This is a genomic window from Uliginosibacterium sp. sgz301328 (assembly GCF_041807905.1).
Taxonomy (GTDB): domain Bacteria; phylum Pseudomonadota; class Gammaproteobacteria; order Burkholderiales; family Rhodocyclaceae; genus JBGVSA01.
Window position 1 is genome coordinate 1 of sequence record NZ_JBGVSA010000007.1, and the last position, 18,610, is coordinate 18,610.

Genomic DNA, 18,610 nt, shown 5'->3' on the forward strand with positions numbered 1-18,610 from the left:
GATAGATCATCTGGTTTCGGGTCTACGCCGTGCGACTATGTCGCCCTTATCAGACTCGCTTTCGCTACGCCTCCCCTATTCGGTTAAGCTCGCCACACAACGTAAGTCGCTGACCCATTATACAAAAGGTACGCAGTCACCCCCGAAGAGGCTCCCACTGTTTGTATGCACGCGGTTTCAGGATCTATTTCACTCCCCTCCCGGGGTTCTTTTCGCCTTTCCCTCACGGTACTGGTTCACTATCGGTCGATCACGAGTATTTAGCCTTGGAGGATGGTCCCCCCATGTTCAGACAGGGTTTCTCGTGCCCCGCCCTACTTGTCGTACGCTCAGTACCACCGGATCGCTTTCATATACGGGGCTATCACCCACTATGGCCAGCCTTTCCAGACTGTTCTATTAACGACCCGACTATCACGTACAGGCTGCTCCCAATTCGCTCGCCACTACTATGGGAATCTCGGTTGATTTCTTTTCCTCGAGCTACTTAGATGTTTCAGTTCGCTCGGTTCGCCTCCCACACCTATGAATTCAGTGTGGGATCCCTCTTGCGAGGGGGGTTTCCCCATTCGGATATCGACGGATCAAAGCTCCATTGCCAGCTCCCCGTCGCTTTTCGCAGGCTTGCACGTCCTTCATCGCCTGTGATCGCCAAGGCATCCACCACGTGCACTTAGTCGCTTGATCCTATAACGTTGAGTCCTGATGAATCGCTCCATCAAGCCACCGCTACAGAGCTCGAAGTACACTCGTTTGAGTTGCACTGCCGCTGGTTCGCAAACAGTACAAATCGATGCAATCACAACCCATGTCAAACACACGAGGACTTCTGCGCCCTGGCATGTTTGCCATGATTGTCTTTACCTTCCACTTTGTTAAAGAGCAACAACCGATAAACCTTCTTGCGAAGATTCATTCGTCAAGACAGTGAAACCACTCACTGCTCTGACGAATGACGCTTTGCGTCACGTCCGCGATCTACAAGGGATTTTGGTGGAGGATGACGGGATCGAACCGACGACCCCCTGCTTGCAAAGCAGGTGCTCTCCCAGCTGAGCTAATCCCCCGATACTGGTGGGTCAGGTAGGAATCGAACCTACGACCCCCGCCTTATCAAGACGGTGCTCTAACCGACTGAGCTACTGACCCTTATCGTTTCACGGTAAGGGCCGCTCCAGAATCCTCACTCAACACAAACGCCACTCTCGCTCGTTCGCGTCGCGCGACCATCCGGGCTCCTCGCCCTTGTTGCTGCCAAACAACCGATAGGTTGTGGGTACTTGCGGCAAGCTGCGCTTGCTCTAGAAAGGAGGTGATCCAGCCGCACCTTCCGATACGGCTACCTTGTTACGACTTCACCCCAGTCATGAACCCTACCGTGGTAGGCGCCCTCCTTACGGTTAGGCTACCTGCTTCTGGTAGAACCCACTCCCATGGTGTGACGGGCGGTGTGTACAAGACCCGGGAACGTATTCACCGCGGCATGCTGATCCGCGATTACTAGCGATTCCGACTTCACGCAGTCGAGTTGCAGACTACGATCCGGACTACGATCGGCTTTCTGAGATTAGCTCCCCCTCGCGGGTTGGCAACCCTCTGTACCGACCATTGTATGACGTGTGAAGCCCTAGCCATAAGGGCCATGAGGACTTGACGTCATCCCCACCTTCCTCCGGTTTGTCACCGGCAGTATCACTAGAGTGCCCTTGCGTAGCAACTAGTGACAAGGGTTGCGCTCGTTGCGGGACTTAACCCAACATCTCACGACACGAGCTGACGACAGCCATGCAGCACCTGTGTCCAGGTTCCCGAAGGCACTCCCACATCTCTGCAGGATTCCTGGCATGTCAAGGCTAGGTAAGGTTTTTCGCGTTGCATCGAATTAATCCACATCATCCACCGCTTGTGCGGGTCCCCGTCAATTTCTTTGAGTTTTAACCTTGCGGCCGTACTCCCCAGGCGGTCGACTTCACGCGTTAGCTACGTTACTCAAGAAGTCACCTTCCCGAACAACTAGTCGACATCGTTTAGGGCGTGGACTACCAGGGTATCTAATCCTGTTTGCTCCCCACGCTTTCGTGCATGAGCGTCAGTACAGGCCCAGGGGGCTGCCTTCGCCATCGATGTTCCTCCTGATCTCTACGCATTTCACTGCTACACCAGGAATTCCACCCCCCTCTGCCGTACTCTAGTCGTGCAGTCACAAGCGCAGTTCCCAGGTTAAGCCCGGGGATTTCACACCTGTCTTGCACAACCGCCTGCGCACGCTTTACGCCCAGTAATTCCGATTAACGCTTGCACCCTACGTATTACCGCGGCTGCTGGCACGTAGTTAGCCGGTGCTTCTTCTGACGGTACCGTCATCGACTCCGATTATTCACCGAAGCCTTTTCTTTCCGTCTGAAAGAGCTTTACAACCCGAAGGCCTTCTTCACTCACGCGGCATGGCTGGATCAGGGTTGCCCCCATTGTCCAAAATTCCCCACTGCTGCCTCCCGTAGGAGTCTGGGCCGTGTCTCAGTCCCAGTGTGGCTGATCATCCTCTCAGACCAGCTACGGATCGTCGCCTTGGTAGGCTTTTACCCTACCAACTAGCTAATCCGACATCGGCCGCTCCAATCGCGCGAGGTCCGAAGATCCCCCGCTTTCTCCCTCAGGACGTATGCGGTATTAGCGTAACTTTCGCTACGTTATCCCCCACGACTGGGTACGTTCCGATGCATTACTCACCCGTTCGCCACTAATCTTTGGAGCAAGCCCCAAAGACCCGTTCGACTTGCATGTGTAAGGCATGCCGCCAGCGTTCAATCTGAGCCAGAATCAAACTCTTAAGTTCAATGCTTGGCCAAACTCTAAATTCACTGACGAATCTATGATTCAAAGTATTGGCACTTCAATTACTTCGCTTTCGCAGCACCGAAATGCTGCTTAATTTAGCGAGCCACCGAAGCACCCACACCTATCGGTTGTCTATTTTTTTAAAGAGCGTTCAGGTCACTTAACTACCTGATTTATCTCACAGATTTCGCTGCATTGCTGCGTTGCGTTGTCTGCGAGAGGTGCGCATTCTACACACCTTATTTACTGCGTCAAGCCTGTTGAACAATCTTTTTTATCCGATCGTTCCGGCGATTCAAAAGTGGCCAAAACACTCGGCACGACTTTTAAAACCGCCTGCAAAAACTGCCGAGCCATTCAAGCTACGAACCACTCAAGACCGCTTTCGCCGACTTGACCTGCCGCCTTCGCGCCTTTCGTTGCGTCAGCAGCAGAGAGGCGAGATTATGGATAGCGTAGAAGGGGCCGTCAAGCTCTTTCTGAACATTTGTAATCAATCGGATCACAGTTCCGCCATCATGCGCCGTCGCAGCGCATCGTCCGGGTACTCGCCAAACCCGGCCCGGACATTATCGGCCATGTGCCGCACCTGTCCCGTCCCTGGGATGACGGCCGTCACGGCGTGATGACCCAGCACGAATTTCAGCAGTACCTGCGCCCAGCTCGTGCAGCCGATGTCGGCCGCCCAGGCTGGCAATGCCCTGCCTTGCAGACTCCGGATCAGACCTCCGCCGCCGAACGGACGATTGATGATGACGGCAACGCGCCGTTCAGCCGCGAGCGGAAGTATCCGCCTTTCAGCCTCCCGGTCGTCCATGGAGTAGTTGATCTGCACGAAGTCCAGCGCCTCCGCTCGCATGACGGATTCGAGTTCCGCATACGCGCTGGGCGTGTAATGCGTCACCCCGAGATAGCGGATGCGCCCTTGCGCCTTCCAGTCGCGCAATGTCGCCAGTTGGGTGCGCCAGTCGACAAGGTTGTGGATCTGCATGAGATCGATAGGACGATGCTGAAGAAGTCGTTCCGACTCTTCCATCTGGTCGATGCCGGCCTGTCGCCCGCGCGTCCAGACCTTGGTCGCGACAAATGCCTTGGCGTGACCATCGATCCGGGTCAGTAGGCGACCGGCCACAGCCTCTGCGGCGCCGTACATGGGCGAGCTATCAATGAGCGAGCCTCCCGACGCGAACAGGGTCCGCAGCACTTCGGCCAGTTCGTCCTGCCGCTTCGGGTCGTCATCGAATGTCTGCCAGGTGCCACAGCCCACGACCGGCAGCGTTCCGCCACTCACGGGGATAGGGCGCCGATGCATGATGGGTGGGCTCGTCTGCGCACCCGCTCCGGTTGCCATCAAGGCGCAGGCGGCAGTTGTCAGTTTGAGAAATTGCCCACGACTCATGGGCAAGGATGCGAGGTCTTCGATCGAGGCCATCGGGGCGCCCTCCTTCGTGCTTGGGACGCCCCCGCATATGGCGAGTTCCGCTGCTATTCGCCTTGCACGACCGGCGTCCGCAACACGCCGATCGATTCGATTTCCACTTCGCACACATCGCCCGGCTGCATATAGAGGGGCGGCTTGCGCGCCATGCCGACGCCGCCCGGCGTCCCGGTTACGATGATGTCGCCGGCCGACAGCGTCATGACCTCGCTCAGCAGCGACACCAATGTCGGCACGTCGAAGAGCATGTCGGCGGTCGTCGCGTCCTGCACGGCGCGCCCATTCAAGCGCGTCTGCAAGCGCAGCCCGCGCGCACCTGGCGGCAGTTCATCCGCAGACACGAAACACGGGCCGAAGGCGCCAGTGGTGTCGAAGTTCTTGCCCATGGTCCACTGCGGCGACTTGAACTGGTAATCCCGCACCGAACCGTCATTGAAGATCGAGTACCCCGCGACGTGATTCAGCGCCAGATCGCGCGGAATGTTGCGGCCGCCGCGTCCGATCACGGCAACCAGTTCGCCTTCGTAGTCGAGCTGCTGCGATTGGCGCGGGCGAATCATCGGCGCGCCATGCCCGACGAGACTCGACGCGAAACGCGCAAAGACGGTCGGGTAGGATGGCGGCTCGAAACCGGCTTCGTTGCTGTGATCGACGTAATTCAGTCCGATGCACAGAATCTTGCCCGGCCGTCCGAGCGGCGGTAGATGACGCACCGTTGCGACGTCGATGACCTCTCCGCGCGACAAACGCTCGGCGACCGCAGCAAGATCGGCCCCAGTCGCGAGAAGGCCGTCGAGGTCGCCCGGATAGCCGGCATCACCATCGCACAAACCTCGCCACTGGCCCGCACCGTGAACCGCCAGACCGCGGCAGCCATCGGCCCGCTCGAACGTCATGAAGCGCATCTCTCCCCCTCGACGGCAAAAGTGCCAGCTTGGCATCGAATCTGCATCGATACCAGCCGTGCTTTCCGAGGGGTACCTGGGCTTAATCCCAGTCCGGAGCAAAGTCCGGGCTCGCCAGACGTTCGCCTCTGTCGAGCAAGGTGATCGCGGCCATGTCCTCTTCGGCCAATCTCACCGACGATGATGCCAGGTTGGCACGCTGATTGTCGGGCCGGGTCGATGACGGAATCACCGCACGCCCTTGCTGCAACGACCACGCCAATGCGACCTGCGCCGGGCTGACGCCGCGACGCCGTGCGATCTCGAGCAGCACCGGATCGCTCATCACTTTGCCGTAAGCCAACGGCATATAGGCCGTAACGTGAATGCCCTTGCACTGCACATGTTCGATCAATTTGCGGTTCTGCAGGAACGGATGGACTTCCACTTGCTGTGTGGCGATCTGACTCGCTCCGACCGCATCGATAGCGCGGTCCAGATGCGCGATGGTGAAGTTCGACACACCGATCAGGCGTGTCAGCCCCAACTCTCTGGCTTCGGCGAGCGCCGTCATGTATTGCTCGACCGGCAGCGCATCGCCCGGCGACGGCCAGTGGATGAGCGCCAGATCGACCTTGTCCATGCGCATTTTGTCCAGACTCTCGCGCAAGCTCGGAATCAGCCGTTCGTGCGACAGGTTGTCGATCCAGACCTTGGTGGTCACGAACAGCTCGTCGCGCTTGATGCCGCTCTCGGCAATCGCCTGCCCCACTTCAGCCTCGTTGCCGTAGATCTGCGCCGTGTCGATATGGCGGTAGCCCAGCGCGATGCCGCTGCGGACCGAATCGACGACGGCCTGGCCCTGAAGGCGGAATGTGCCGAGGCCGATGGAGGGGATGACATTGTTGCGACGTTGCATGTTGTTTTCTTTCGAACAGGTGTAGAGGGTGCGGACTTCGGTCAGCGGCAGGCTTCCACCGCGAGCGCTTCCGGCAGTACAGGTGTGGCGCGTTGCATGCGGCCGCACAGCGCGGTCAGTCCGAACGCGCCCAGCACAACCAGTGCGCCCACCCACGGTGTGTTCATCAGGCCGGCGTGCTGCACGATCAGGCCGCCGCCCCACGCGCCGCCCGCAATGCCCACGTTGAAAGCGGCAATGTTCAGCCCCGACGCCACATCGACTGCATGCGGCACCGACGCCTCGGCCTCCTTCACCACCAGCACCTGCAGGCCCGGCACATTGCCGAACGCCACCGCGCCCCAGGCCAACACGGTGATGATCACCAACAGCTTGCTGCTCGCAGTGAAGGTCAGCGCAAGCAGCACCGCCGCCAGCACCAGGAAAATCAGCTTCAGCGCCGGAATCGGCCCGTGCTGATCGGCCAGGCGTCCGCCCCACAGGTTGCCGACCGACACCGACACGCCATACAACAGCATCGCCCAGCCCACAGCCGAAGCACTGAAACCCGCCACGTCCTGAAGAATCGGCGCAAGAAAGGTGAACGCGATGAAGGAGCCGCCGTACCCCACCGCCGTCATCGCATATACAAGCAGCAGGCGCGGCTGCGTCAGCACGCGCAACTGGCTGGCGAGCGATGCGGGCGTGCCTCGCGGAATCGAAGCGGGCACGAACAGGGCGCTGCCAGCGAAGGCGATCACGCCCAGCCCGGCGACGGCAAAAAAGGTCTCGCGCCAGCCAAAGTGCTGACCGATGAAGGTGCCCAGCGGCACGCCGGTCACCAACGCCACGGTGAGGCCGGTAAACATGATGGCGATGGCGCTCGCCGCTCGTTCTTTCGGCACCAGCCCCGTCGCGATGGTCGAGCCGACCGAAAAGAACACGCCGTGCGCGAGCCCGGTGAGGATGCGCGCCACGATCAGCGAGCCATAGCCGGGTGCCAGCCAGGCAAGCAGGTTGCCCAGCGTAAACAGCGCCATCAGCGACAGCAGCAAGGCCTTGCGCGGCATGCGGCCGGTCAGTGCAGTGAGCACGGGCGCGCCGACGGCCACCCCCAGTGCGTAGAGGCTGACCAGCAGGCCGGCGGAAGGCAGGCTCACCGAGAGGTCGGCGGCCACGGTGGGAATCAGCCCGACGATGACGAACTCGGTCGTGCCGATGGCAAAAGCGCTGATGGTCAGCGCCAGTAGAGCGATGGGCATTTCAATGCACTCCGCGGAATCGAAAAAACGAGACTGCAGTGTGCGCGCTCAACTATTGCCGAAAAAGACAAGTAAACTCGAAACATATTTGACCAGTCATCAACAATCCAGACATGAAAAGCTCGCTGGAAGAACTGATCGCATTCCGCGCCATCGTCGACACCGGCTCGATCACGGCTGCTGCAGAGCAACTCGGCCAGACCACGTCCGGCGTGAGCCGCACCCTGGCGCGGCTCGAAGAAAAGCTCGACACCACTTTGCTTCGTCGCACAACCCGGCGGATTTCGCTGACTGACGAAGGCGAACTCCTGCTCGCCCATGCGCGGCGCATTCTGGCCGCCATGGACGAAGCCGAAGACCAGCTCGCGCGGCGACGACAGACACCCTCGGGGCGCCTGCGCATCAATGCCGCGAGCCCGTTCATGCTCCATGTGCTGGTGCCACGCATCGACGCATTCAGGCGTGCCTTCCCAGCCATCGATCTGGAACTGAACAGCGACGATCTGATCATCGACCTGCTCGAAGAAGACACCGACGTCGCAATCCGCATCGGCCCGTTGCGCGACTCAACGCTGACGGCGCGTGCGCTGGGCGGCAGCGGGCGGCGCATCCTGGCAAGCCCGGAATACCTCGTCAGACACGGCACGCCGGCTCGCGTAGAGGATCTCGCCGCGCACACGCTGCTCGGCTTCAGCCAGCGGGATTCGCTCAATCAATGGCCGCTCCGCCATGCCGATGGCGACAGCCTGCATATCCGTGCGCAGTTGCACGCATCCAGTGGCGAGACGCTGCGTCAGCTCGCTCTGGAAGGCGCTGGCATCGTCTGCCTGGCAGACTTCATGACCGAAGCCGATCGCGCGCGCGGCGACTTCGTGCAGGTGCTGGCGGCCGATACGCTCGATACGCGTCAGGCCATCCACGCGGTCTATTACCGCAATACAGCGCTGTCGGCCCGCGTCGGGTGCTTTCTGGATTGGCTTGCGGTCGAACTGCTGAAACCGGGCACGGGCATCCACCCGCCCCGGCGCGAACAATCCTGATCAGGCTGCGCCGACAACCGTGTAGACCCGGCCCGTGCTGGCAGGATCGGCCAGCACGTCGAGCACTGCCAGAGCCACGTCGGCGCGCGCAATGTACGGTGCCGGCCACGGCGGCGGACCTTCGCTGAGCGCATAGCGCCCCGCCCCTTCATCGTTCGTCAGACCGCCGGGGCGCACGATGGTCCACGCCAGAGCGCTCGTGCGCAACAACTGTTCGGCCTCCGTCTTGGCACGCAAGGCCTCGCCCAGCATCTGCCGAACTTGTGTGGGCATGGCGTCGTACTGCTCGCCACACCCCATCGAAGTCAGCAGGATCAGTCGCCCGCCTGGCTGATGAACACGAGCCGCCTCAATGACATTGATGTTGCCGGCGGCATCCACGCGCGCCCCCTTGTCGTTGCGTCCGCCAAGCAGGCTTACCACAGCCCTGGGTTGCGTTGCCTTGATGGCGCGGATGCAGTCCTCGGCAATGAACGCGTCGCCTCGCACCCGCGTATCGGCCAGCCCCGGTGCATCACGGCGCGCCATGACGGCGACCCGCAAACCGCGCGCACGCGCCTTGCCAACAAGGAGCGCGCCGGTCTTGCCAGTGCCGCCAAAGACCAGCAGATCGTGGGGGGCGTCCATTACGCAAGCTCGCGCGTGGCAGCGTGGCGGATCAGCTCACGCATGCCATTCACCTGATCGGCCAGCAGCGAGCCCGATTCGTCGCGGCCCGCATAGACCTTGAACATCGCCTGCCCGTCGCGATTGGCAAACACGAGGCTCGCCGTGGCCTTGCCCATGAATGGGCGCTCAAGGAAATAGATCGCACCGCAGTTCTGGTAGGACAGATGCCCGTGCAGCCCGGAGCTACCGGACAGGTTGTAAAAGCCATGCCCGACATTGCCAGCTGGCAGCGGCCCCGTGAATTCCATGATCACATCAGCGGTGTGCACGATCACCGTCACCGGCGTGCCCCACGCACTGATCGCGCCCAGCACATCCATGAAGTGTTCGCCGCTTGCTCGCGTCCATGCACTGGTCGGCAAAGACTCGATCACGTCGGCAAGCGAACAGTTTTCCTTGTGTGCGACCTGCTCGAGGATGCCCCCAGGATGACGCGCCATGCGTTCCTGCAGTTGGCGGCGTTGTTCTTCAGTCAGACGGTTTTGCGACATGCGTATGTCCTTGAGCTTGCGTGTGGGAATCGGGATGCCCATGGGGCGGCTGGCCGCCGTGACCATGGGGCGTGGCGCCGGGGCGGGCATGCGGGTGCATCGCGCGCGCGCCACCGGGGCGCCCGATGGCGGCATCCGGGTAAGGCTCCAGCGTGAGCGCCAGCGCTCGGATCATGGTCGGCGCCCAGAAGCGACCGCCTACGCTCAGGCGAGCAACGCCCTCCGCGCATTCGAGCAGCCCGCGCATGGCCCATTCGGAAACAAGCGCCTCCGCGGCCACGTTGCCTGCGATCAACGCGAGCGGCAGTTCGCCACGTTCGAGCCGGCCCTGGAGCGCGCCGAACAGCGCCTTGTTGGCGCTCGCCTGCGCGACGAAACCCAGCGGCTTGGCCTGCGTCGGAGTAGCCAGATAGGCGTCGAACTCCCCCTGCACCTGGTAACTCAAGCCGCCACGCTGACCACCCGCACCAGCGCCGAAGGCCAAGCAATCGAGGCCGGACTTCACCGCGCTGTTGTAGCGATTGCGCTCGGTACCGCTGGGGCTGCCGAAGTGACTGTTGCTCAATTGCTTCCAGCCCGCCTCTTCGAGGCGACGCACAGCCCATGCGTAGTGGCGAGCCTGCGTGGGTAGATCGCTCATCGCCGGCAAGGCGCCCTTTTCGATCATCCGGTTGATTGGCAGGCCGGGGTAGCAGTTGAAGGCGTACACGTCGAGCCCGTCGAGGCCCAGCGACAAGGCGATGTCTACGTCACGCATCCAGCGCGCATCGTCCTGTCCCGGCAGACCGAAGATCAGGTCGGCGACGACAACCGCATCGTATTGCGCCAGATGCCGCATGTACGCGGCCGCCTCTTCGCCGCCGTGCTGACGGCCAAGCCTGCGACGCAGCGGGCTGTCGAAAGTCTGGATGCCGATCGAAAAGCGATTTGCCCCCGCTTCGAGGCAAGCCGCGATCTTGGCGTCGTCGAAATGCGAGATACGTCCTTCGATCGTGATCTCGCAGTCGTCGGACAAAGGCAGGCTCCCCCGCACCGCGCGGATCAGGCGCGAGAGGTCGTGCGCGGAAAGCGCTGTCGGCGTGCCTCCGCCAAAGTACACCGCATCGATGCGCCCGCCGTCGGGTCGCGCAGCGGCTTCATGCTCCAGTTCGGCGATCAGCCGATCCACGTAAACCGGGCCATGTTCTTCACGCCACGCGTTGCGATAGAAGCCGCAGAACACACAGCGATTGGCGCAGAAAGGGATATGCAGGTAGGCCAGCGCCGGTGTACCCAGCGGCTGGCCGGCCACCGCAACCCAACGCTCACGCCACGTATCGGGCGGCAGAGGCGTGGCGCCCCACATGGGCATGAGCGCCTGCCGGGTGTCGAAAGCCGTCGGCAGGACGTCGAGCGGACGCAATGCGGCATCCATGGGTGGTGGCGCGTCGCCGGGTTCTGTCGGATTGGAGACCGTCATTTCTGATCGTCATTGATATCAATTCTCGTTCATTATTAAGAATCATTACTATTTTTGCATGATCTGCATCAATCCCCGAACTGCTAGCGAGCGCGCTTCCTGCGCTCGACGAAGCGCCCACAACGACAGGTATGATCGAACCCCTCCCCCTGCGCGAACACTACATGGCCCTCGTCGAGCATTACCTCGCCATCAAAAGCGCCCACATCGGGCTCGCCATCACCAGCGGTTCGCTGTTCGCATTGCGCGGCGCAGCGCGCCTGGCGGGCGCATCGATCGCCATGCGCGCACCGGTACGCTATCTGAGCTACACCATCGACACCGCATTGCTGACCGCGGCGATCCTGTTGCTCACCGCGCTGCGGCTGAATCCGTTCGAAGTGCCGTGGCTGATGGCCAAGCTGGGGCTGCTGGTGGTGTACGTCGTGCTCGGCACGCTGGCGCTTAAGCGCGGGCGCACACCGGCCATCCGCGTGGCGGCTTACTTCGCCGCCCTGCTTTGCTTCATCACCATGTATTCGATTGCCCGCCTTCACGACCCGGCCGGGTTCTGGCGGTATCTGATGTGAGCGCAGCGGCCGAACGGCCGCCTGTCCGTGCTATTTGACGCGCTGCTTGTCGAGCTTTCGCGCAAGCGTGCGGCGATGCATGCCGAGACGGCGGGCCGTCTCGGAAATATTGAAATCAGTCTCCGCCAGCGTCTGGTGGATGCGCTCCCACTCCAGCGTCTTGATCGACGTGGTGCGCTCGGTCAGTGCCACGCCGGCATCGCCAGTGTCGCGGCCAAAGGCCTGTTCGATGTCATCCGTGTTGGACGGTTTGACGAGGTAATGCCGCGCGCCGAGCTTGATCGCCTCGACCGCCGTCGCGATGCTGGCATAGCCGGTCAGCACCACGATGACCATCTCCGGATCACGGGCGTGCAGTTGCTTCACGCACGCCAGCCCCGAAGCGTTGCCTGCCAGTTTGAGATCGACCACCGCGAACGCGGGGTTGTGCGTCTTCAGCAACTCGGCCACCTGCTCCGCCTGACTGGCGTGGATGACCTGGTAATCGCGCCGCTCGAAGGAGCGGCCCAGCGTGCGGGCGAAGGCTTCGTCGTCTTCGACGATCAGCAACAGTCGCTCAGTGTCCATCCTCAGTACCCATAAGCTCTTCAGGCTCCAATTGTATCGAGGTCAGCGGCAGGCTCAACGTCACGATGGCGCCGCCCTCCGGCCGATTGCCTGCCGACACCGTGCCCCCGAGCTTGCGTAGCACGTTCACCACCAGGAACAAACCGAGCCCGCCACCTGGCCGGCCCTTGCTCGACTGGTACGGCTTGCCGAGCTGTTCGAGCATGTCCGGGTCAAAACCATGGCCCACGTCGGTCACTTCGATGATCAATCGATCGCCTTCGCGCAGGGCGCGCAAGGTGACGCCGATCGGCGAAGCCTCAATGGCGTTGTCCAGCACGTTGTGGATCGTCTGCCGCAAGGCCGAGTCCGAGACGATGTCGACGTCCTCGCCGAACGCATTCTCGAACGTGAGCGCGGTGGCCGAGCGCGTGGCACGCCATTCCTCCACAAGATCGTCGAGAAACTCAGTCACTGTGGTCGCAACGGGCGCCTCACCGCGATCCTCGCCCGCCGATAGCAGGATGCCGGTGACGATGCTCTTGCATCGCAGGACCTGTGCCTGCATTTCCTCCACCTCGCGCAGCAGTTCGGGATCGGACGCAAAAAAAGGCATGCGACGCCAGTCGCCCAGAATCACCGCCAGCGTCGACAGCGGCGTGCTCAGCTCATGCGCCGCGCCCGACGCCAGCAAACCCATTCGCACGATGTGTTCTTCTTCCGCCGCACGCTGGCGCAGATCGGCCAGGCGCGCGTCGCGCGCACGCAGGTTGCGGTTGATGCGCGTGACCACCGTCACGAGCAGGGCCGCATTGAGCGCAAAGCAGATCATCATGCCTTGCACGTAATGGTCCGCCAGGCCGTCGCTCGGATTGGGCGAAAGATCGATCGGCATGTGGAACTGCGTCAGCCCGGCAAAGCACAGCACGGTCACGACGACCACGCTCCAGCTATAGCTGCGCCGGAGCAGCACCGCAGCGATGATCACCTGCAGCAGGTAGAGAAAGATGAATGGGTTCGATGCGCCACCGGACAGGTACAACTGCACCGTCAACACGGCCACGTCCACCAACAGCCCGAGGAACATCGCCGGATCGCTGACCGGCCGATCGCCGCGCCAGCGCCACAGGCAAGCGAGATTGAAGAGAATCAGAAAGCCCAGCGCGAGCACCATCGGCCCGAGCGGCAAGCGGATCTCGAACGCAAAGTGGACGACGGCGATCGCCAGCACCTGGCCCAGCACGGCAAACCAGCGCAGCTGGATGAGCTGCTGCATGTTCTTGGCGCCCGTGGCGTCGTCGCCCCGATTCTCCCGGGGCCGGTCCAACCTGATCAGACTTCCGTTATCAATGCTCGTCATCCACCTGTCCGTGCCTACGCGCCGACGCCTTGCGCCGGCCTTCGAGACGCCACAGATAGACCACGGCGCCCGCCACCATCAGGGCGAGCGTATACCACGTGATGACATAGACGAGGTGGCTGTTGTGAAACGACACCACGGTCAGCCCGCCGACCGGCCAGCGGTCGACGTCGGCATTGCCGCCCGATTCTGCATCAATGAAATAGGGTGCCACGGAGCCCGCCGGCAGGTCGCGTGCGGCAGCCATGGCGGCCACATCGCGCGAATACCAGCGGTTGGCGGCAGCATCGTTGCTGCGCAGAAAGCCGCCGTGCGGCTCGGTGATGCGCAGCAGCCCGGTCACCGTCTGTTCGCCAGCCGGTTCGGTGGCCGCACGCGTGTTGCGCTCGCGGCGATTGTCGGGCACGTAGCCGCGATTGATGAGAACGTAATGACCGTCATCGGTGCGCAGCGGCGTGAGCACCCAGAAGCCGGGGCCGAGCGCGGTCGAGGCCTGCACCAGCGTCTCGCGCTCATTCATGAACGTACCCCGCACCGATACGTGCCGATAGGCGTCGGCTTCGGCGTTGATGCCGCCCCACTCGCCCGGGGCGGGCGCGGGTTGCGGGGCGGCATGCACGCGCTGGTCAACGCGGGCGATCAAGTCCAGCTTCCACGCACGGCGTTCGATCTGCCAGGTACCCAGCGCAACGAACAAGGCAAACAGCAATGCGCCCGCGATCGTCCAGACCAGCAGCCAACCCCGGTACGTGCGTTGCCAGGTCACGGCTGGTTGCGCATCTCATGCATGGACGGCGGCATCATGTTGGCGTTCATGTGATACATGACCCACAACGATCCAGCCAGCGTGATCACCACCAGCACCAGCGTGAAGATCAGCGCCAGCATATTCCAGCCTCCTTCGGAACGCGCGTTCATGTGCAGAAAGTAGATCATGTGCACGACGATCTGGACCGCGGCGAAGCCGAGGATCACCAGCGCCGTGAGGTTCGGCTTTCCGATGACATTGGTCATGACCAGCCAGAACGGAATGGCCGTCAGGACGACCGACAGCGCAAAACCCTTGACGTAGTCCGACAGGCTGCCGTGCGTGGCACCATCGTCGTGATCGTGATGATCGTGTGCGTGAGTGGCGTGATGTTCGCTCATACCAGCGTCCCCATCAGATAGACAAAGGTGAAGACGCCGATCCACACGACGTCGAGGAAGTGCCAGAACATCGACAGGCACATCAGGCGGCGGCGGTTCTGAGCGACCAGACCGTACTTGGTGACCTGCACCATCAGCGTGACCAGCCATACGATGCCGAAAGTCACGTGCAGGCCGTGCGTCCCCACCAGCGTGAAGAACGATGACAGGAACGCGCTGCGCTGCGGGCCGGCGCCTTCGCGGATGAGGTGCACGAACTCATAGATTTCAAGTCCGATGAAGGCTGCGCCGAAAAGCCCCGTGATGGCAAGCCACACCAGCGTGCCGCGCGTGCGGTTCTTCTGCATCTCGAGCATGGCAAAGCCATACGTGATGGACGACAGCAGCAGCATCGAAGTGTTGATCGCCACCAGCGGCAGATCGAACAGGTCAGCGCCCGAAGGGCCGGCCGCAAAACTGCGGCCCAGCACGCCATACACCGCGAACAGGCAGGCGAAGATCAGGCAATCGCTCATCAGGTAGATCCAGAACCCCAGCAGGGTTCCGTTCTGCGGATGATGCTCTTCGGTCTCGTAGAAACGGACCGCTTCGGCGCCGGACGCGCCGGCTTGGAGTGCGACGGAATCAGACATGGCTGGCCAGCAGTTGGGTACGCGCGTTTTCCGTGCGGATCACTTCTTCCGCGGAGACGTAGTAATCGCGCTTGTAGTTGAAGGTATGCACGATGGTGGCAACGATGAGCGCGGCGAACGACACGACCACCATCCACCAGATATGCCAGATCAGGCCAAAGCCGCAGATCGTGCTGAGCACGGCCAGCACCACGCCGGCGGCGGTATTCTTCGGCATGTGAATGGGGATGAAGCCCTGCGTCGGACGGTCATAGCCCCGGTGCTTCATGTCCCACCACGCGTCGCCTTCGTGCACGCGCGGCGTGAAAGCAAAGTTGTAGTCCGGCGGCGGCGACGAGGTCGACCACTCCAGCGTACGGCCGTGCCACGGGTCGCCCGTCACGTCGCGCAACTGCTCGCGGCGCAGGTAGCTGACCACCAGTTGAACCAGGAAGCAGCCGATGCCGATGGCGATCAGGCCGGCGCCGAAAGCGGCGATCACGAACCAGATCTGCAGCGACGAGTCATCGAAGTGCGACACGCGGCGCGTCACGCCCATCAGGCCCAGCACGTACAGCGGCATGAAGGCGAAGAAGAAGCCGATCTGCCAGAACCAGAACGAGCACTTGCCCCAGAACGGATCGAGACGATAGCCGATGGCCTTGGGGAACCAGTAGTTGATGCCCGCCATCAGGCCGAACAGCACGCCGCCGATGATCACGTTATGGAAGTGCGCGATCAGGAACAGGCTGTTGTGCAGCACGAAGTCCGCCGGCGGCACCGCCAGCAGCACGCCCGTCATGCCGCCGATCACGAAGGTGACCATGAAACCCACCGTCCACAGCATCGGCACTTCGAACTTGATGCGTCCGCGATACATCGTGAACAGCCAGTTGAATATCTTCGCCCCGGTCGGGATCGAAATGATCATCGTCGTGATGCCGAAGAACGAGTTCACGCTCGCGCCCGAACCCATGGTGAAGAAGTGATGCAGCCACACCAGGTACGACAGAATGGTGATCACGACGGTGGCATACACCATCGAGGCGTAGCCGAACAACCTCTTGCGGCTGAACGTCGACACCACTTCAGAGAAAATGCCGAACACCGGCAGCACCAGGATGTAGACCTCGGGGTGGCCCCAGATCCAGATCAGGTTCACGTACATCATCGGGTTGCCGCCGAGCTCGTTCGTGAAGAAGTTGGTCCCCACGTAACGATCCATCGCCAGCAGCGCCAGCACGGCGGTCAGCACCGGGAAGGCCGCGACGATCAGCACGTTGGTGCACAGCGACGTCCAGGTGAACACCGGCATTTTCATCAGCGACATGCCGGGCGCGCGCATCTTCACGATGGTCACCACCAGGTTCACGCCCGATAGCAATGTCCCCACACCCGCTATCTGCAAGGCCCATATGTAGTAGTCGACGCCGACGTCAGGGCTGTAGGCGATGCCCGACAGCGGCGGATAGGCCAACCAGCCGGTCTTGGCGAATTCGCCCACGAACAGCGACATCATCACCAGCCCCGCACCGCAGGCCGTCATCCAGAAACTGAAGTTGTTCAGGAACGGGAAAGCCACGTCGCGCGCACCGATCTGCAACGGCACGATGTAGTTCATCAGGCCCGTCACCAGCGGCATGGCCACGAAGAAAATCATGATCACGCCGTGCGCCGTGAACACCTGGTCATAGTGGTGCGGCGGCAGGTAACCGAGGTTGTCGCCGAAGGCGATGGCCTGTTGCAGGCGCATCATCAGCGCATCGGCAAAGCCGCGCAGCAGCATCACCAGACCGAGCACGATGTACATGATGCCGATCTTCTTGTGGTCGATGCTGGTGAACCAGTCACGCCACAACGTGCCCCACAGCTTGAAGTAAGTGATCGCGCCAAGAACGGCGATGCCGCCCAGGACCACCCCGATGAAGGTGGCGACAAGGATCGGCTCGTGATACGGGAAGGCTTCCCAGGTCAGGCGACCGAAGATGAGCCTTGCAAGGTCAGGATGATTGAACATCGTGGGTCTCGGATGACAGATTTACGTGGCGTAGCCCGAATGCAGCAGAGCGGAATTCGGTGGCGGTACGCGCAGGCGAACACCGCCGAAGGATGAATGCCGCCTGCCGCGGGAATTCCTCAGAGCTGCGTACGGGTCGGCGTGGCTTGCGGCGCGCCCGTCAGGTTCGACGGCGTGCACAGGTTGCTGGCCAGCGTCGACACGGGAACGCGCTGCTCGCCGCGCGTGATGAACATGGTGGCGTCCGGCGACAGGCCCACGCGGCCCATGCCGCCCTGCTCGTCGATGGCCATCATCTGGTGGACGCACATGCGGCCAGGTTCCACGCAGCGATTCAGGATCGCCTGGTACAGACCGTCGGCCACCGAAGCGAAGCGACGCACCGGCTCGCGCTCGCTGGGTTTTTCCAGTTTCAGATAGGCCTCGCGCGTGAGCACTTCGCCCTCTTTCTTGCTGCGCTCGATCCAGGCGGCGAAGTCGGCATCCGACAGGCCGTGGAACTTGAAACGCATCCCCGAAAAACCGGCGCCGCTGTAGTTCGCGGACAGGCCGTCGTATTCGCCCGGCTTGTTGATCACGGCATGCAGCCGGGTTTCCATGCTGGGCATGGCGTAGATCATGCCGGCCAGGGCGGGCACGTAGAATGCGTTCATCACCGACGACGCGGTGATCCGGAACTGGATCGGGCGATCCACCGGAGCGGCCAGTTCGTTGACCGTGGCGATGCCCTGCTCCGGGTAGAGGAACAGCCACTTCCAGTCCAGCGCCACCACTTCCACCACCAGCGGCTTGACCTCTTCGACGATCGGGCGCTGCGCGTCGATGCGCGACAGCGGGCGATACGGGTCGAGGGTGTGCGTGGTGATCCAGGTCAGCGCACCCAGCGCGATGATGATCAGCAGCGGTGCGGACCAGATGACCAGTTCGAGCTGCGTGGAGTGGTCCCAATCGGGCTTGTACGTGGCGGCCTTGTTCGACTCGCGGTACTTCCAGGCAAAGAACAGTGTCAGCACGATCACCGGAACGATGATGATCAGCATGAGCATGGTGGAGATGACGATCAGCCGGCCCTGCTGGACGGCGATGTCACCGGACGGGTTGAGCACCACCATGTTGCAGCCACCGAGCATGATGGCGAACACGGCCAGTGCGAGCGCGCGAAGATACTTGTGAACGAGCATTTGCCTGAATTGATCATTTGAAGCGGCTCAAGCCGCAAGGGCGGCGCCCCTGGACGCCGCTCCCGAGCGCGGGGAAGGACTCCTGCGACACCGGCACGCAACCTGTTGGGGGTGCGCAGCCACCCGTCAATGTAAGTGCTGCGACCATATTTTGCGATTGGGCGTTTTGTCCTATGGCAAATGCACACTTAGCGTTAC

General features: G+C 61.9%; 16 protein-coding genes, 2 tRNA genes and 2 rRNA genes. 2 read left to right on the forward strand and 18 right to left on the reverse strand.

The genetic code is table 11. From position 1 onward, the window contains the following. The 8 genes from ACDA63_RS06795 to ACDA63_RS06830 all read right to left on the reverse strand — a co-directional run. Positions 1-687, reverse strand: a 23S ribosomal RNA gene (locus ACDA63_RS06795); the annotation flags it as partial. 304 nt (positions 688-991) lie between these two features. Next, positions 992-1,067: transfer RNA gene (locus ACDA63_RS06800), tRNA-Ala, on the reverse strand. A gap of 5 nt (positions 1,068-1,072) precedes the next feature. Continuing rightward, positions 1,073-1,149: transfer RNA gene (locus tag ACDA63_RS06805), tRNA-Ile, on the reverse strand. A gap of 156 nt (positions 1,150-1,305) precedes the next feature. Then, positions 1,306-2,836, reverse strand: a 16S ribosomal RNA gene (locus ACDA63_RS06810). Between the two features lie 504 nt (positions 2,837-3,340). Then, a complete protein-coding gene (locus ACDA63_RS06815; RefSeq protein ID WP_373662460.1) occupies positions 3,341-4,270 on the reverse strand; it encodes an aldo/keto reductase in 930 nt (309 codons plus the stop codon). A gap of 53 nt (positions 4,271-4,323) precedes the next feature. After that, positions 4,324-5,181, reverse strand: coding sequence for a fumarylacetoacetate hydrolase family protein (locus tag ACDA63_RS06820; RefSeq protein ID WP_373662461.1), 858 nt, complete (start codon positions 5,179-5,181; stop codon positions 4,324-4,326). An 82-nt stretch (positions 5,182-5,263) separates the two neighbouring features. Continuing rightward, on the reverse strand, positions 5,264-6,079 hold the full coding sequence (gene dkgB / locus ACDA63_RS06825) for a 2,5-didehydrogluconate reductase DkgB (RefSeq protein WP_373662462.1): 816 nt from the start codon (positions 6,077-6,079) through the stop codon (positions 5,264-5,266). A gap of 41 nt (positions 6,080-6,120) precedes the next feature. Next, entirely contained in the window at positions 6,121-7,320 is a 1,200-nt protein-coding gene (locus tag ACDA63_RS06830; protein ID WP_373662463.1) for an MFS transporter, read from the reverse strand. Positions 7,321-7,433: 113 nt separating this feature from the next. On the opposite strand from ACDA63_RS06830, the gene ACDA63_RS06835 reads away from it, so the two are divergent. Next, on the forward strand, positions 7,434-8,360 hold the full coding sequence (locus ACDA63_RS06835) for a LysR substrate-binding domain-containing protein (protein WP_373662464.1): 927 nt from the start codon (positions 7,434-7,436) through the stop codon (positions 8,358-8,360). On the opposite strand, the gene ACDA63_RS06840 is transcribed toward ACDA63_RS06835, so the two are convergent. Genes ACDA63_RS06840 through hutW form a run of 3 tightly spaced genes read right to left on the reverse strand, consistent with a single transcriptional unit; the run spans position 8,361 to position 10,934 of the window. After that, on the reverse strand, positions 8,361-8,987 hold the full coding sequence (locus ACDA63_RS06840; protein WP_373662465.1) for an NAD(P)-dependent oxidoreductase: 627 nt from the start codon (positions 8,985-8,987) through the stop codon (positions 8,361-8,363). Then, positions 8,987-9,520, reverse strand: coding sequence for a heme utilization cystosolic carrier protein HutX (gene hutX, locus ACDA63_RS06845; protein ID WP_373662466.1), 534 nt, complete (start codon positions 9,518-9,520; stop codon positions 8,987-8,989). Before hutX ends, ACDA63_RS06840 begins: the two co-directional genes overlap by 1 nt. After that, a complete protein-coding gene (gene hutW, locus ACDA63_RS06850; protein WP_373662467.1) occupies positions 9,498-10,934 on the reverse strand; it encodes a heme anaerobic degradation radical SAM methyltransferase ChuW/HutW in 1,437 nt (478 codons plus the stop codon). The genes hutX and hutW overlap by 23 nt, the downstream gene beginning before the upstream one ends. Before the next feature lie 176 nt (positions 10,935-11,110). Here hutW and ACDA63_RS06855 point away from each other — a divergent pair, with 176 nt between their 5' ends. Further along, positions 11,111-11,548 (forward strand): SirB2 family protein, encoded by a 438-nt coding sequence (locus ACDA63_RS06855; RefSeq protein WP_373662468.1) that lies wholly within the window; start codon positions 11,111-11,113, stop codon positions 11,546-11,548. A 30-nt stretch (positions 11,549-11,578) separates the two neighbouring features. Here ACDA63_RS06855 and ACDA63_RS06860 read toward each other — a convergent pair whose 3' ends face one another. The 7 genes from ACDA63_RS06860 to cyoA all read right to left on the reverse strand — a co-directional run bounded on the left by ACDA63_RS06860 (position 11,579) and on the right by cyoA (position 18,412). Then, positions 11,579-12,115 carry a response regulator transcription factor gene (locus ACDA63_RS06860; protein ID WP_373662469.1) on the reverse strand — a complete coding sequence of 179 codons (537 nt, stop codon included), beginning with the start codon at positions 12,113-12,115 and terminating at the stop codon, positions 11,579-11,581. Further along, on the reverse strand, positions 12,105-13,454 hold the full coding sequence (locus tag ACDA63_RS06865) for an ATP-binding protein (protein WP_373662470.1): 1,350 nt from the start codon (positions 13,452-13,454) through the stop codon (positions 12,105-12,107). Before ACDA63_RS06865 ends, ACDA63_RS06860 begins: the two co-directional genes overlap by 11 nt. Next, the gene (locus tag ACDA63_RS06870; RefSeq protein ID WP_373662471.1) at positions 13,441-14,220 is read right to left on the reverse strand and encodes an SURF1 family protein; all 780 of its coding nucleotides are present in this window, start codon (positions 14,218-14,220) and stop codon (positions 13,441-13,443) included. The genes ACDA63_RS06865 and ACDA63_RS06870 overlap by 14 nt, the downstream gene beginning before the upstream one ends. Beyond that, positions 14,217-14,603: a cytochrome o ubiquinol oxidase subunit IV gene (gene cyoD / locus ACDA63_RS06875; RefSeq protein WP_373662472.1), complete on the reverse strand. Its 387-nt coding sequence runs from the start codon at positions 14,601-14,603 to the stop codon at positions 14,217-14,219. The genes ACDA63_RS06870 and cyoD overlap by 4 nt, the downstream gene beginning before the upstream one ends. Beyond that, a complete protein-coding gene (gene cyoC, locus ACDA63_RS06880) occupies positions 14,600-15,235 on the reverse strand; it encodes a cytochrome o ubiquinol oxidase subunit III (protein WP_373662473.1) in 636 nt (211 codons plus the stop codon). Before cyoC ends, cyoD begins: the two co-directional genes overlap by 4 nt. Beyond that, positions 15,228-17,231: a cytochrome o ubiquinol oxidase subunit I gene (gene cyoB, locus ACDA63_RS06885; RefSeq protein ID WP_373662474.1), complete on the reverse strand. Its 2,004-nt coding sequence runs from the start codon at positions 17,229-17,231 to the stop codon at positions 15,228-15,230. The genes cyoC and cyoB overlap by 8 nt, the downstream gene beginning before the upstream one ends. 119 nt (positions 17,232-17,350) lie before the next feature. Further along, positions 17,351-18,412: a ubiquinol oxidase subunit II gene (cyoA, locus tag ACDA63_RS06890; protein ID WP_373662475.1), complete on the reverse strand. Its 1,062-nt coding sequence runs from the start codon at positions 18,410-18,412 to the stop codon at positions 17,351-17,353. Positions 18,413-18,610 lie beyond the last annotated feature (198 nt).